This is a genomic window from Terriglobales bacterium (assembly GCA_035573675.1).
GTDB lineage: Bacteria > Acidobacteriota > Terriglobia > Terriglobales > Acidobacteriaceae > DATMAB01.
On record DATMAB010000025.1, the window covers coordinates 25,920 to 39,843 of the forward strand.

Genomic DNA, 13,924 nt, shown 5'->3' on the forward strand with positions numbered 1-13,924 from the left:
GCCGGACTTCCGCAGGGGGCTTCTTTTGAGAGCGTTTCATCCGAAGTTACTGGTTTCTTTTGGCATTTTTTGCTTGTAATATTGGTTTCGTAAATTCTTCGCCCCTGCATGGCGACGCTCGACCAAAGCCTCGACCGCGGTCTCCCGGCCAGCGCCGACGCCGAACGCTCGGTGTTGGGCGCCATCCTGCTGGATAACTTCGCCTACAACCAGGCCGCCGAGGTCCTGCGCGCCGAGGACTTCTCCCTCGATTCGCATCGCCGCATTTACGCCCGCATGATGGACCTGAACGAGTCGGGCCGGCCCATTGATCTCGTCACTCTGAGCGAAGAGCTCGCCCGCCGCAAGGAACTGGAGGCAGTGGGCGGCGCCGCCTACATCTCCTCGCTCACTGACGGCGTACCCCGCCGCACCTCCATCGAGCATCACGTGCGCATCGTGCGCGATAAGGCCATGCTGCGCGGCCTCATTCACGCCGCCAACAGCGCCATCGCCCGAGCTCTGGAGCAGGCCGATCCCGCCGAAGAGGTTCTGGACGCCGCTGAAACCGCCATCTTCCAACTCTCCGACCAGCGCATCAGCCGCGGTTTTTCCGGCATCACCGAGATTGTCCGTGACTCCTTCGGCTCCATCGACGCCCTCTACCAGCGCGGCCAGCGCATCACCGGCCTCGAAACCTACTACGAGGATCTCGACGGCCTCACCAGCGGCCTGCAGCCTTCCGAACTCATCATCCTCGCCGCCCGGCCCTCCATGGGCAAGACGGCGCTGGCCATCAATATCGCCGAGAATGCCGCCGTGCGCGGCGGCAAGGCCGTGGGCATCTTCTCGCTGGAGATGTCGCGCGAAGCTCTGCTCCTGCGCCTCCTCTGTTCGCAAGCCCACGTGGATTCGCACAAGCTGCGCACCGGCTTCCTCGGCCGGGACGACTTCAAGCAGTTGGCCGACGCGCTGGGCCGCCTGGCCGAGGCGCCCATCTTCATCGACGACACTCCCGGCATCTCCCTGCACGAGATGCGCGCCAAGGCCCGCCGCCTGCAGCAGTCCCAGGGACGGCTCGACCTCATCGTCGTGGATTACCTGCAGCTCATGTCCGCGGGCGCCGGCCGTCGCTATGAGAACCGTACCCAGGAAGTCTCGGCCATCTCCCGCGGCCTCAAGGGGCTGGCCAAGGAACTGCGTGTGCCCGTGCTGGCCCTCTCCCAGCTCAGCCGCGCCCCCGAAAGCCGCGGCGGCGACCATCGCCCGCAGCTTTCCGACCTGCGCGAGTCGGGCTCCATCGAGCAGGATGCCGACGTCGTCATGTTCATCTTCCGCGAAGAGGTCTATAAGCCCGACAATCCCGACCTCGACGGCCTGGCCGAACTCATCATCGCCAAGCAACGCAACGGCCCCACCGGGAAGGTCAACCTGGTCTTCTTGAAGAAGTCCACCCGCTTTGAATCGCGGGCAAGCGAAGGCTAGCCCTGTTCACTGCCTAGGCTCCGCCCGCCGACTCCGGGGTTCGCGGAAACGTTATAATCAGACTGCTCGGCAGCCGTTTCTCTCCGCTCCGCATCTCCTGACTTAGCGTCTCATGGAGTCCCGACCCACCTGGGCTGAAGTCTCGCTTCCCGCGCTGCGGCACAATTACTGCGCGGTGCGCGACTACGTCGCGCCGGCCACGGTCTGCGCTGTTCTCAAGGCCGATGCCTACGGCCACGGCGCCGTCGAGTGCGCGGAAGCCCTGGAATCCGAAGGCGCCACCTGGTTCGGCGTCACCTCCACCGGCGAAGGCGTCGAGCTTCGCCAGGCGGGCGTCAAGGCCCGCATCCTCCTGATGACCGGCTTCTGGCAGGGCGAGGAGGAAGATGTTCTGCGCTACGACCTCACCCCCGCGGTCTGGGAGCCCTTCCATCTCGAGCTGCTCGATCGCGCCGCCCTCAAGTTCAACCCCAAGGGCAAAGCGATTCCCGTCCACCTCAAGGTGGATACCGGCATGACCCGCCTCGGCATCGCCTGGGAAGGCTCCGAAGGCATGGTCGAACTGCTCAAGTCCTTTCCTCGTCTCACGCTCGAGGGTGTGGCCACGCACCTGGCATCCTCGGAAGTGGTCGGCGCCGCCGACGTCGAGCTGCAAAGCCGCCGTTTCGACCAGGTTCTGCAGGCGCTGGCCGGGCGCGGATGTTCGCCCAGGTACGTGCACATGGCCAACAGCGCCGCTGTAGCTCTCCGCCGGGCCGCCTGGAAGACCATGGTTCGCCCGGGCCTCTGTCTTTATGGCTACTTCCTCAAGTTTCGCTGCCCCGATGGCAAGGCCGCGGATTCCCCCCTGCCCTTCGCGCCGGAGCCGGTCCTCTCCTGGAAGACGCGCATCCTCACCCTGCGTGATGTTCTGGCCGGCCAGGCCCTGGGCTATGGCGGCACTTATGTGACGCCGGGACCATCCCGCATCGCCGTGCTTCCGGTGGGCTACGCCGATGGCCTCAACCGCCAGCTCTCCAACCGCGGCCGGGTTGTCGTCCGCGGCCAGTACGCCCGTATCGTCGGCAACATCTCGATGGATATCACTCTGATTGACGTCACCCACATTCCCGGCGCTGCCGTTGGCGACGAAGTCGTCCTGCTGGGCCGCAATGGCGGGCTCTCCGTCAGCCCCCACGAACACGCCGCCATTGCCGCCACCGTGCCCTACGAGATCCTCTGTGCCATCTCCAAGCGCGTGCCGCGCCGCTATCGGAAATAGCCTCCAGCGATTGTTTCCCGGCGAGACGGGGAGTACGATGACGACATTCGGGGGCACGCGACCTGCCGTGTGCTGGCCTCCATGGTGGCCCCACAGAGAAAACCGGTGGACCTTCACTCCAGCGAAGACCTGGCAGGCTCGACCGTAGGCCGCTACCTGGTGCGGGAGCGCCTGGGTGTCGGCGGTATGGGCGAGGTCTATCGCGCCGAGGACCCCACTCTGAAGCGCCCCGTCGCCCTCAAGCGCCTGGCCGCGCGTTTGCGCGCCGATCCCCACTATCGCCGCCGTTTCCTCAGCGAGGCCGAGCGCGCCTCCGCCCTGAACTGCGGTTCGATAGCCTCCATCTATGACGTCGTCGAGAAGGGCGACCAGGTCTTCCTGGTCATGGAGTACGTCGAGGGCGTTACCCTGCGCCGCCGGCTGCGGGAGTCCATACCGCTGTCCGAGTTCTACCGTATCGCCGAACAGTGCCTGGAGGCCCTGGTGGCCGCCCACGAGAAGGGCATCATCCACCGTGACATCAAGCCGGAAAATATCATGCTCACCCCGACCGGCGAGGTGAAGGTGCTCGACTTCGGGCTGGCGCGCCGCCAACTGCTCTCCGAGGAGACCCTCGATAGCTCCCAGCTCACCAGTCACACCTCGAACCTGGCGGGCACGCCCGGCTACATGGCGCCGGAGCTGCTTCTGGAATCCGACCCCGGGCCGCGCACCGATATTTTTTCTCTCGGCGTGGTCTTCTTCGAGATGCTCCACCGCCGCCATCCCTTCCTTACCCGCAAGCTGGTAGTGGGAGACGGGCAGATCCTGGGAGAGGAATCCGTCACCACCCACAGCGTGCGCGTGCCGGCGGCCCTAGAGGCCCTCATCAAGCGCATGCTGGCCAAGGACCCCGACGCCCGGCTGAGCTCCGCGCGCGAAGCCCTGACCGAATTGCGCGCCATCGAGCAGGGCGCCACTCTGCCGGTCGTGCCCGCCGGCATCACCATCCAGTTGCGCACCCGGTTCCTGAAGGTGGCGGCGATCGTGCTGGCGGCGGTGGTGGTAGGCGTCGTGGCCTGGCAGTTCCGCAGGCCGCCCGTGCCTCCCGAGCGCATCCGCGTCGCGGTGCTGCCCTTCAGCAACCAGACCGGCAACGCCGCGCTCGAGCGCTTCCGCATGACCCTCACCCACATGCTGGTGCTCGACCTCACTGGTTCGCCCAACGTCCAGGTGCTGCCCTATGAGCGTCTGTTGGAACTGAGCCGTGGCTTCGAGGCCGGCGGCAAGGATATCTATCAGCCCGAAGCCATCAAGACCGTGGCCGATTATTCCGGCTCCCGTTATGTCGTCGTGCCCTCCATGTTCGCCGCCGGCAACATGCTGCGCCTCTCCGCTGAATTTCGTGACGTGCGCACCGGCGAGACCGTGGCCGCCGCCAAAGCCGAGCGCGCCCTCTCCGGTTCACCCGAGGAGACCTTCTACGCCATGCAGGATGAGCTTGCGGACAGCATCCAGGACTACTTCAAACGCGTCGGCCCCGGACAAACCTACGAAGCCCGGCCTCCCACCGGACGTCCGCGCACCGTCACCGCCGCCTTCAACTACACCGAGGCCAAGAACGCCCTCGCCCAGGGCAACACTGCACGCGCCCTCGGCTTCCTGCAGCGCGCCATTGATGAGGACCCGGACTTCGCCCTCGCCTACGCCCGCATGAGCCAGGTGTACGGGGCGCTCGGCTACGACGACCGTGCCCGCGAGCCTGCGGAAAAAGCCAGCCAGTTGATCCGGGGCGAGACCCCCGTCGTGGATGCGTTGCTCATCCAGGCCAACCTGGCCGAGCGCAACTACGACTACTCGCTGGCGGAACAGAAGTACCAGGAACTCATCCGCCTCTACCCCGATGATCCTGATGCGCTCGCCGGCCTCGCCGCGGTGCACATCAACCAGGTGCGCTACGCGGCTGCCATCTCGCGCTACCTGGAAGCGCTCCGGCTCGATCCCAATTACGTGGTCGTGCACCAGAGATTGAGCTGGCTCTACACCCGTACCGGCGACCTGGCCAGGGCGGTCGAGCACGGCCAGCGCGCCGTCGAACTCTGCCGTGCGATCAACAATCGCGAAGGTGAAGTAGACGCTTTGCTCAATCTCGGCGAGATCTACCGGGTCAAGGGAGATGCCGCCAAGGCCTGGGAGACTGCGCAGGACGCCTCCCGCGTGGCGCAGTCGCTGGGCTATGAGGCCTCCTTGTTGGCCACGGAAAAGTTCCTCGGCGACGTCCTGGCTTCACAGGGAAAACTGGAGGAAGCCCGCCGCCACTATCTTCCCGTTATCGAAACCGGCGCCGAGGTGCGCAACAATCGGTTTCAGGCTCAAACCCTCATGAACATCGGCGTCACCTACTGGAACCAGGGTGACCTTGCCAAAGCCAGGGACTACTTCGAGCAGAGTCTCGCGCAATGGCGGCGTTATGGCGAGTACCGCGACGTGCCGGCACTCCGCCAGCGCGCTCAGCTTCTCGCCAACTTCGGCGCTCTCCTCATGCAGTCCGGTCCCGACCCCGAGCGCGGTGCGCGTTACGCGCAGGAGGCGCTTTCCCTGTTTCGGACCATGGGCGAAACCTATTGGGAGGCGCTCAGCTTGAGGAATCTCGGCACGCACAGCCTGAACGCCGGCTCCTTCCAGCAGGCCAACCAGTCGCTTCAACAGGCCCGCGATCTTTTCCAGAAGGTGCAGGCCGGCCCCCAGGTCACTCAGGCCACTTACTTCCAGGCGAGCGCATTCTTTTACCAGAATCGCTATCAGCTGGCTCGCCTGGCCGCCGATGCCGCCCTGGCACAGGCTCGGGAGGCGAAGCACCCCTTTCAGGTCCCCAACGTGGAACTCCTGAGCGGCTGGATCTATCTGCGTTTGGGCGACACCGCGCGCGCTCGTTCGCTGTTGGAGGAGGCGCTGCAAGCGGCCCTGAAGGGCGGGTACGGCGAGCTCCTTCCGGACGCCTATGCGGCACTGGGCGAACTGCATCTCGAACTCGGCGACCGTGGTCGCGCGCGCTCCTACTGGCAAAAGGGCGCAGTCCTCTGGAAGGAGCCCAGCGTTTCTGAGGCTTCCATCGAAGCACGGTCGAATCTGGGATTGCTTCTTGCCGAAGAAGGCACCGCAGATCGCGGCCTGGCGGAATGTCGCGCCGCCTTGCAGGGCGCGCGCCGCCTCCAGCACTACCACACCATCGCACGCGCCACGCTCAACCTGGCTCAAGTGCACCTCTTGCGTCATGAAGCCAAAATGGCGCTGGAAGTCCTGAACCCGCTCCTTTCTGCGCAGGCTGACCTGGGCGGCGAATGGCAGGCCCGAGCCTGGTTCTTGCAGGCCCAGGCGCTTGCAAATCTGGGCCAAAAGGAGCAGGCTGGTGCGGCTCGGCAGCGCGCCCGGGAGGCTATTCTGCAGTTGCAGCGCGAGTTGGATCCCGCCGACCGCCAGGGCTTCGCTTCCCGCCGCGATGTCCGCGCGATCCTCGAGGAGCCGCCCCTCCGGCGCGCCTCCTGAACCGTTATCATTACCGGCCTCTTAGTAAATCTCAGCGAGCCAAGGAGAGTGCTTTATGCCAGGTGGGACAGGAGAGATCGGCGGCGGTAGCTGCAACGTGAGCTTCCGATGTCCGGGCGTAAGACCCGCGTGGAGACCCCACGGCGGCAACCCGAACCCTGTGGGTGCAGCTGGCGATGCTGCCGAACTTGAGGATACGGCGCAGGCGTGTCCCTTCGACGTTCTGGTCACTTTCCCAGACAAGACGGCGCGAATCGTCACCGTGGACAGAGGCAAAAAGATCACGTTTCATTGGCCGTGGCCCCCGGCGGCCTCCACGGCAAAGCGCAAGCCAAAAGCGAAAGGTAAGCGCCGGCGTTCCAAGTGAGAGTTTCCGGAGCAGGGTTCGACCAAAAGGAGAACGCAATATGCCAGGCAGCGGAGAAATCGGCGGCGGTAGTTGCACGGTAAAGTTTCGAGCCAATGGCGTAATACCCACGGCCAGTCCGAACGCTGGTGGGGATGCCGAAGTCTATGACAGCGGGCAGGGTTGTCCCTTTGACGTGATCATTACCGTCGGTAACAGTACTGGGCAGCCAACTCCACTGCAAGCCGGCAGGTACAAGGTTACGCTGAACGCAGGCGACGAGGTGAAGTTTAGGTTCTGACGTTACGCCTTCTGTAGCGCTGCTATATTCATGGCGTGCCGCGCGGCCTCTACCGCCGCTGGATGCACGACTGGGAGACCCGCCTCACCACGCGGGACACCAATCGTGTCGTCCGCCCGTTCGAGCTGGGACTGGAGTGGACGCGTGGGTGGCCCCTTGCCAACGGCCACCCTCCCTCCGCCGGGCCCGGTCAGGAAGAGTTCCTGCGCGAACTCAACCGGCGCATTGTCGCCGAAAGCGACGTCTTCTTCTCCTATCAGACACCCCGCGACTTCCGCCTGGAGCGTCGTATCGCTGAACTTCATCCCACCGGCAACGGCCAGCCCCGCATCGCCTCCAGAGAGAGAAGGGAAGCGACCTTCCTGCGCTTCACCTCGCCCGTCTCCACGCCCCATGCGGAAAACAACCTGGTCTGCGCGCGCTGGTTCCCGGCCCGCGGCCGCCGGGCCGTGGTGGTGCTGCCGCAATGGAACTCGGATGCGGAAGGGCACAACGGGCTCTGCCGCATCCTGAATTTCGCCGGTGTTGCCGCCTTGCGGCTCAGCCTGCCCTATCACGATGTCCGCAAGCCGCCCGAGACCGAGCGCGCCGACTATGCCGTCAGTTCCAACGTGGCCCGCACCATCGACGCCGCCCGCCAGGCCGTCATCGACGTGCGCTGTTGCCTGGATTGGCTTGAGCGACAGAACTACGACTGGCTGGGCGTCGTGGGCACCAGCCTTGGCTCCTGCTATGCCTTCCTGGCCACGGCGCACGAGCCCCGCCTGCGCGTTAACGTCTTCAACCATGCCTCGCTGCATTTCGCCGACGTCATCTGGAGCGGCCAGTCCACCCGCCACATCCGCGCCGCTATCCCGGCTGATCTCACCCTCGACCGCCTGCGCAGCCTGTGGTCCGCCATCAGCCCCAGCTCTTACTTTGATAAGTTCGCAGAGCAGTCAGCGAAGAAGTCGCTCATCGTCTACGCGACGCACGACCTGACGTTCCTGCCCGAGGTCTCCCGAGCCATCATCGCCGAGTTCCGCCGCCGAAGGCTCGACCTCAGCGTCCGCGTCCTCCCCTGTGGCCACTACACCACCGGCGAAGCTCCCTTCAAATACCTTGACGCGTACTACATCGCCGCGTTTTTGGACCACGCGTTCGCCTGAAAGATTGAAAGGGCGCAGCGCGCGCCCTCTGAGAACCGAGAACTGAGAACTACTTGTTCTTCCACACCGGCTTTCTCTTCTCCACCACCGCCCTCAGCCCTTCCTGCACGTCCTCCAGCGCCATGAGCTGGTTGAGATAGATGTCGTGCGACTTCTTCATGGCCTCGGCCAGCGGCAGGCCCATGGCGCTGCCGATCACCTTCTTGGTCATCTCCAGCACCGGCCCGGAGAACTCCCCGATCCGCGCCAGCACTTCGTTCACGGTCTTTTCCAGTTCCGTTTCCGGCACGACCTTGTTCACGAACCCGATGCGCAACGCATCTTCCGCGCTCATCCGTTCGCCGGTCAGGATCAGCTCGTACGTCTTCTTGGGGCCGATGAGCTGCGGCAGCATGACGGCGGCGAACGGCGGGAACACTCCCAGCTTCACCTCCGGCTGCGCGAACGACGCCTTGGGCGTGGCGATCACGATGTCGCCGAAGGCCACCAGTTCCGAACCCGCACCGATCGCCGGCCCGTTGACGACGACGATGAGCGGTTTCGAAATCTCGCCCACCGCGACAAACACGCGGTTGAATGCGTCCAGGGTCTGGAAGACGCGGTCGGGCTTGGAATCTTCCAGTCCGATGCCTGCCGAGAACAGTTTCTGCGACGAATCGACCAGAATGGCCTTGATGTCTCCGCGACCGTTCAGGCTCTCGATGCCTTCCGCCATCTCGGTCATCAGCGGCACTGTGAGCACGTTGTGCGGCGGGTTGTTCAACGTCAGGCGCGCGACGTAACTGCTGGTGTCGAAGCGGATGAATTTGAAGCCCTGCGCGGCTGGGGTCGCGGCAGCCATAATGCACCTCACCTGGAAAGTTCCGGAGCGTGATTATCGTGCGAAACTCCGCCCCGGGCAAGCTCTCCCGTATCGGCAACGGCACCCGGCACGGTAGAATCACAGCATGAAGATCGCCCTCGGCGCCGACCATGCGGGCTACGAGCTCAAGGAGCAGCTTCGCAAGCTGCTGGCGGATCGCGGCATCGAGGTCCGCGACCAGGGCACGAATTCCGCAGACTCCGTCGATTATCCCGACTACGCCCGCAAGGTTGCCGAGGAAGTGGCCGCGCATCGCGCTGACTTCGGCATCCTGGTGTGCGGCAGCGGCATCGGCATGGCCATAGCGGCCAACAAGGTACCCGGGGTGCGCGCCGCCCACGTTACCTCGGAGTACGAGGCCCAGGTCAGCCGCGAGCACAATGACGCCAATGTGCTCGCGCTCGGAGGACGCACGCTCGACCCCTCCACGGCCTGGAAGCTGGTCGAGAAATGGCTGGCAACGCCTTTCGCCGGCGGCCGCCACCAGCGCCGCGTCGAGAAGATTGCGCAAATCGAGAAAGAGGAACTGCTGGCTGAAAAGAAGTGATTTGGGTTACCGACGCGACTGCGGTTTCGCCTTCTAGCGAGTAGCTAGGAGCTAGAAGCTAAGAGCCAATAGCCAAAAGCCAAGAGCCAAGAGCCAAGAGCGCTTCATGAACTCCGACTGGATGTCCCGCTCCCTTTCGCAGGTTGACCCGGAGACCGCCGCTGCTATCGACGCCGAAGCGCGCCGCCAGCACGAAGGTCTGGAACTCATCGCCTCAGAGAATTTCGTCAGCGAAGCCGTGCTGGAAGCCATGGGTTCGGTTTTCACCAATAAGTACGCCGAAGGCTACCCCGGCCGGCGCTACTACGGCGGCTGCGAGTTCACCGATATTGTCGAGAACCTGGCCCGCGACCGCGCCAAACAGCTCTTCGGCGCTGAGCACGCGAACGTCCAGCCGCACGCCGGCTCCCAGGCCAACATGGCGGCCTATGCCGCAGTGCTGCAGCCCGGCGACACCATTCTGGGCCTGAACCTGGCCCACGGAGGCCATCTCACGCACGGCCACCATCTGAATTTTTCCGGCAAGACCTACCGCATCGTCCCCTACGGCGTCACGCGCGAGACGGAAACCATCGACTACGACGAACTGGAAAAGCTCGCGCTCCAGGAGAAGCCCAAGCTCATCATCGGCGGCGGCAGTGCTTATCCCCGCATCATCGACTTCGCGCGCATGCGTCAGATCGCCGATAAGGTAGGAGCGCTTTACCTGGTCGACATGGCGCACTTCGCCGGCCTGGTCGCCGGCGGCGTGCATCCGTCACCGGTGCCGCACGCGCAAATCGTCACCTCCACCACGCACAAGACGCTGCGCGGCCCGCGCTCCGGCATGATTCTCTCCAAGACGGAGTTCGCCGCCGCCATCGACAAGACCGTGTTCCCCGGCATGCAGGGAGGCCCGCTGGTGCACATCATGGCGGCCAAGGCGGTCTGCTTCCAGGAAGCCATGCAGCCCGGCTTCCGCGACTACGCGCGCCAGATTGTCTCCAACGCCAAGGTGTTGGCGGAGACGCTCTCCGCCGAGGGTTTCCGGGTTATCTCCGGCGGCACCGACACCCATCTCATGCTGGTGGACGTCTTTTCCCGCGGCATGCTGGGCAGCGAGGCGGAAAAAGCGCTGGGCGAAGCCGGCATCACCGTGAACAAGAACGCCATCCCGTTCGACACCAACCCGCCGCTCAAGCCCAGCGGTATTCGCATTGGCACGCCCGCGGTGACCACGCGCGGCATGAGGGAAGAGGAGATGCGACAGATCGGCGGCTGGATCGGGCAGTCGCTCAACAACCGTGCCGACGCCATGGTGCTGGCCCGTATCCGCCGGCAGGTGCTGGAACTATGCGAGGCCTTTCCGCTCTACGCCGGTCGCCGCGCCCGCGCCGCCCAGCCTGCACCCGCCCGCTAGGGCGATTCCGCCCTGGGGATTGTCATCCCGAGTCCGCCGCGGCGGACAAGATCTGCGGTTCTTGTTCTTCGTTCGCGGCGCTACACTAGCCACTGGGCACTGGCCACGAGCCCCTGAATTGAAGATCGCTTTCGATATCCGCCGTCTGCGCAGCTTCGGCATCGGCACTTACATCCGCAATGTGGTGCAGAACCTGGCGCGCCTGGACCAGCGCAACCAGTACGTGCTGATCGGCCATGCCGAAGGCTTCGATGAGATCGGCCCCCTGCCAGCGAACTTCATGACCGAAGCCTTCCCGCCGGAGAGTTCAGCGCGCAACTATTTCGAGTTCCAGCAGGTGGTGCGTCTCTACGGCTGCGAGCTGGTGCACGTCCCGCATCTGTTCTGGCGGCCGCGTTCCATCCCCTGTCCGTATGTAGTGACCGTGCACGACCTGTTCACCTACATGCGGCCGCGTCCCCCACGCTCCGGGATGCGCCGCTTCCTGCGCTCCTGGCTCACGCGGCGCGTGCTCCGCCATGCTGAGCGCATCGTGGCCGTCTCTGATTTCACCCGCCACGACATCATGCGCCTGTTCGGCATCCCGGAATCGAAGATCGAAGTGCTCTATAACGCCATCGACAGCCGCTTCCGCCTGGGACACGCCACGGACACCGAGCGGCAACTCATCGCCGAGCGCTACCAGGTCCACTACCCGTTCCTTCTCTATGCCGGCAATATCAAGCCGCACAAGAACATCGTGCGCCTCATCGAGGCCTTCTCAGCGCTCAAGACCGAGCTGAAAAAGGAAGGGAAGTTCCCCGACCTCAAGCTCATCATCATCGGCGACGATCTCTCCCAGCATCCCGACCTGCGCCGTACCGTCATCCGCAGCGGCGTGCAGCACGACGTCCGCTTCCTGGGGTTCGTGCCGGTCGAGGTGCTGCGCATCTTCTACGACGCCGCCAAAATCTTCGTTTTCCCCTCGCTCTACGAAGGCTTCGGCCTGCCGCCGCTGGAGGCCATGGCCCACGGCACGCCGGTCGTGACTTCGAACGTCTCCTCGCTGCCGGAGGTCGTGGGCAATGCCGCCGTGCTGGTCAACCCGGAGAACGTCTTCGACATCATGCGCGCCCTGCACCGCGTCCTGGTCGACCAGCCCCTGCGCGAGCGCCTGAAGCAACGCGGCTACGAACAGATCCAGCGCTTCTCGTGGGAGACATCGGTGGCCCGCTTGATCGAGATTTACGAGGAAGTGAACGCCCGCCACGCCCGCGCCGCTTGAACAAGTTGCGTGCAGGAAGCTTGAAGCCCTCCCTCCCGCTCATCGCAGGAGGGAGGGCGCAGTAGCAATCGGGCCTGTAAGCCGAATTCTGTCCGCCGGCCGAAACCGACAGGACGGCCATTCCTCTGGGCCGGACATTGCTGTCCGGCTCTAGCGACCTACCCGGGAGTCCTGGCGCGCCGAGCCGGCACGCGCTCACCGCGTGAGCGGCGTTCTCCTCCCCTATTTGGTCTTGCTCCGTGTGGGGTTTGCCCTGCCCCGTGCATCGCTGCCCGGGCGGTGCGCTCTTACCGCACCTTTTCACCCTTACCCGCCGAAACGGGCGGTATCTTTTCTGTGGCACTCTCCGTCGGACGGGCTTGAACCCGCCCTCCCGGACGTTATCCGGCACACTGCTCTTCGGAGTTCGGACTTTCCTCCCCCGCCGCGGCTCGCGCCGCGCGGAAGCGACCGTCCGGCCCGTTTGCCTACACTTTCATTATACGGCCATTCCGTGCGCTTCATCCCGGCGAAAAACCGGGCCCTGGAACGCTCTTTGCTACACTTCCGTAGCTACACTCATAAGCGCCCATGAACCCGTTGGAAGCCATGCGTATCGCGCTGTTGTCGCTGTGGGCGAACAAGCTTCGCAGCGTGCTTACGCTGCTGGGCACCGTGATCGGTGTGGCCGCGGTGATCGCGGTCGTTACTTTCACCGAGGGTCTGAATCGCTACATGGCGGAGAGGGTTTTCAACCTCGGCGCTGACGTCATCATCATCAACAAGAGTTCCAACGTCATCACCAACGTGGAACAGTGGCTGGAAGCCCAGCGCCGCAAGGACATCACCTACGAGGACTACGAAGCGGTCCGCGACCAGTGCCGCTCCTGCAAGATCGTCGGCGCGTCCATCGGCACTTTCAGCGGCAATGTGAAATACGGCGACCGGGACAGCGAAAACACCGGCATTCGCGGCTGGACGCACTCCATGGGCCGCATCTACGACCTGGACCTCATCCTCGGCCGGCCTCTTACCGAAGCCGATGAGCGCGCCGGTTCGCACGTGGCCATGGTGGGCCATGACATCTATGAGAACCTGCTCGGTCCCGGCGACCCGTTGGGCAAGCTGATCCGCATCGATGGCCAGGAGTACGCCGTCATCGGCGTAGGAAAGAAGGAAGGTTCCTCCCTGGGACAGAGCCGCGATAACTGGGTGGCCATCCCGCTCACTTCCTGGATGCACCAGTACGGGACGCGGCGCAGCGTCCGCATCTGGATCAAGGCCTATGGTGTGGGCGCCGACCTGGAGCGCGCCGTCGACGAGGCCCGTGTCATCCTGCGTGCCCGCCGCCACGATCTCCCCGGCCAGCCCGACAGCTTTGAGGCCGATACCAATCAGACCTTCCTCAACATCTGGGCCAGCATCTCCAGCACCGTGTTCCTGGTCGTCACCATTCTGGCTTCCATCTCCCTCATCGTGGGCGGCATCGTCATCATGAACATCATGCTCATGGCGGTCACCGAGCGCACCCGGGAGATCGGCGTGCGCAAGGCGCTCGGCGCCCGCCGCATCGATGTGCTGATGCAGTTCCTCATCGAAGCCGTAACCATTGAGCTAGTGGCCGGCATCATTGGCGTGGTGCTGGGCGTCGCCGTTGCCAAGACGGTCACTCTGCTGGTGGGTATGCCCTCGGCCGTTCCCCCGTGGGCCATCGCGGCCGGCGTCATCGTGGCCGCCGCGGTGGGCGTATTCTTCGGCGTCTACCCTGCCAGCCGCGCCGCCCGGCTGGACCCCATCGTCGCGCTGCGTTTCGAGCTCTAGGAGACCT

General features: G+C 64.5%; 9 protein-coding genes and 1 other RNA gene. 8 read left to right on the top strand and 2 right to left on the bottom strand.

Annotation, left to right across the window (positions count from 1 at the left end; translation table 11 throughout):
- Positions 1-108: 108 nt before the first annotated feature.
- From dnaB to VNK82_11180, 4 genes are all read left to right on the top strand, one after another.
- The gene (gene dnaB, locus VNK82_11165; GenBank protein HXE91513.1) at positions 109-1,464 is read left to right on the top strand and encodes a replicative DNA helicase; all 1,356 of its coding nucleotides are present in this window, start codon (positions 109-111) and stop codon (positions 1,462-1,464) included.
- Positions 1,465-1,576: 112 nt separating this feature from the next.
- Positions 1,577-2,725 (top strand): alanine racemase, encoded by a 1,149-nt coding sequence (gene alr / locus VNK82_11170; GenBank protein HXE91514.1) that lies wholly within the window; start codon positions 1,577-1,579, stop codon positions 2,723-2,725.
- 105 nt (positions 2,726-2,830) lie between these two features.
- The gene (locus VNK82_11175; GenBank protein ID HXE91515.1) at positions 2,831-6,250 is read left to right on the top strand and encodes a protein kinase; all 3,420 of its coding nucleotides are present in this window, start codon (positions 2,831-2,833) and stop codon (positions 6,248-6,250) included.
- 682 nt (positions 6,251-6,932) lie between these two features.
- Positions 6,933-8,045 (top strand): hypothetical protein, encoded by a 1,113-nt coding sequence (locus VNK82_11180; protein HXE91516.1) that lies wholly within the window; start codon positions 6,933-6,935, stop codon positions 8,043-8,045.
- 49 nt (positions 8,046-8,094) lie between these two features.
- On the opposite strand, the gene VNK82_11185 is transcribed toward VNK82_11180, so the two are convergent.
- Positions 8,095-8,886 (bottom strand): enoyl-CoA hydratase/isomerase family protein, encoded by a 792-nt coding sequence (locus VNK82_11185; GenBank protein ID HXE91517.1) that lies wholly within the window; start codon positions 8,884-8,886, stop codon positions 8,095-8,097.
- 106 nt (positions 8,887-8,992) lie between these two features.
- Between VNK82_11185 and rpiB the strand changes: the two genes are divergently transcribed.
- The 3 genes from rpiB (at position 8,993) to VNK82_11200 (ending at position 12,117) form a co-directional block, all read left to right on the top strand.
- Complete coding sequence (gene rpiB / locus VNK82_11190; protein HXE91518.1) at positions 8,993-9,454, top strand: ribose 5-phosphate isomerase B; 462 nt, start codon at positions 8,993-8,995, stop codon at positions 9,452-9,454.
- A 106-nt stretch (positions 9,455-9,560) separates the two neighbouring features.
- On the top strand, positions 9,561-10,853 hold the full coding sequence (gene glyA / locus VNK82_11195; GenBank protein ID HXE91519.1) for a serine hydroxymethyltransferase: 1,293 nt from the start codon (positions 9,561-9,563) through the stop codon (positions 10,851-10,853).
- Positions 10,854-10,971: 118 nt separating this feature from the next.
- On the top strand, positions 10,972-12,117 hold the full coding sequence (locus tag VNK82_11200; GenBank protein HXE91520.1) for a glycosyltransferase family 1 protein: 1,146 nt from the start codon (positions 10,972-10,974) through the stop codon (positions 12,115-12,117).
- A 61-nt stretch (positions 12,118-12,178) separates the two neighbouring features.
- Here the strand turns inward: VNK82_11200 and rnpB are convergent.
- An RNA gene (gene rnpB / locus VNK82_11205) (RNase P RNA component class A) lies at positions 12,179-12,583 on the bottom strand.
- Positions 12,584-12,687: 104 nt separating this feature from the next.
- On the opposite strand from rnpB, the gene VNK82_11210 reads away from it, so the two are divergent.
- Entirely contained in the window at positions 12,688-13,917 is a 1,230-nt protein-coding gene (locus tag VNK82_11210; GenBank protein HXE91521.1) for an ABC transporter permease, read from the top strand.
- The last annotated feature ends 7 nt before the right edge of the window (positions 13,918-13,924 follow it).

Coding starts and splice junctions, on each gene's coding strand:
- dnaB (HXE91513.1), top strand. CDS start 109: ATGGCGACGCTCGACCAAAGCCTCGACCGCGGTCTCCCGGCCAGCGCC.
- alr (HXE91514.1), top strand. CDS start 1,577: ATGGAGTCCCGACCCACCTGGGCTGAAGTCTCGCTTCCCGCGCTGCGG.
- VNK82_11185 (HXE91517.1), bottom strand. CDS start 8,886: ATGGCTGCCGCGACCCCAGCCGCGCAGGGCTTCAAATTCATCCGCTTC.
- rpiB (HXE91518.1), top strand. CDS start 8,993: ATGAAGATCGCCCTCGGCGCCGACCATGCGGGCTACGAGCTCAAGGAG.
- glyA (HXE91519.1), top strand. CDS start 9,561: ATGAACTCCGACTGGATGTCCCGCTCCCTTTCGCAGGTTGACCCGGAG.
- VNK82_11210 (HXE91521.1), top strand. CDS start 12,688: ATGAACCCGTTGGAAGCCATGCGTATCGCGCTGTTGTCGCTGTGGGCG.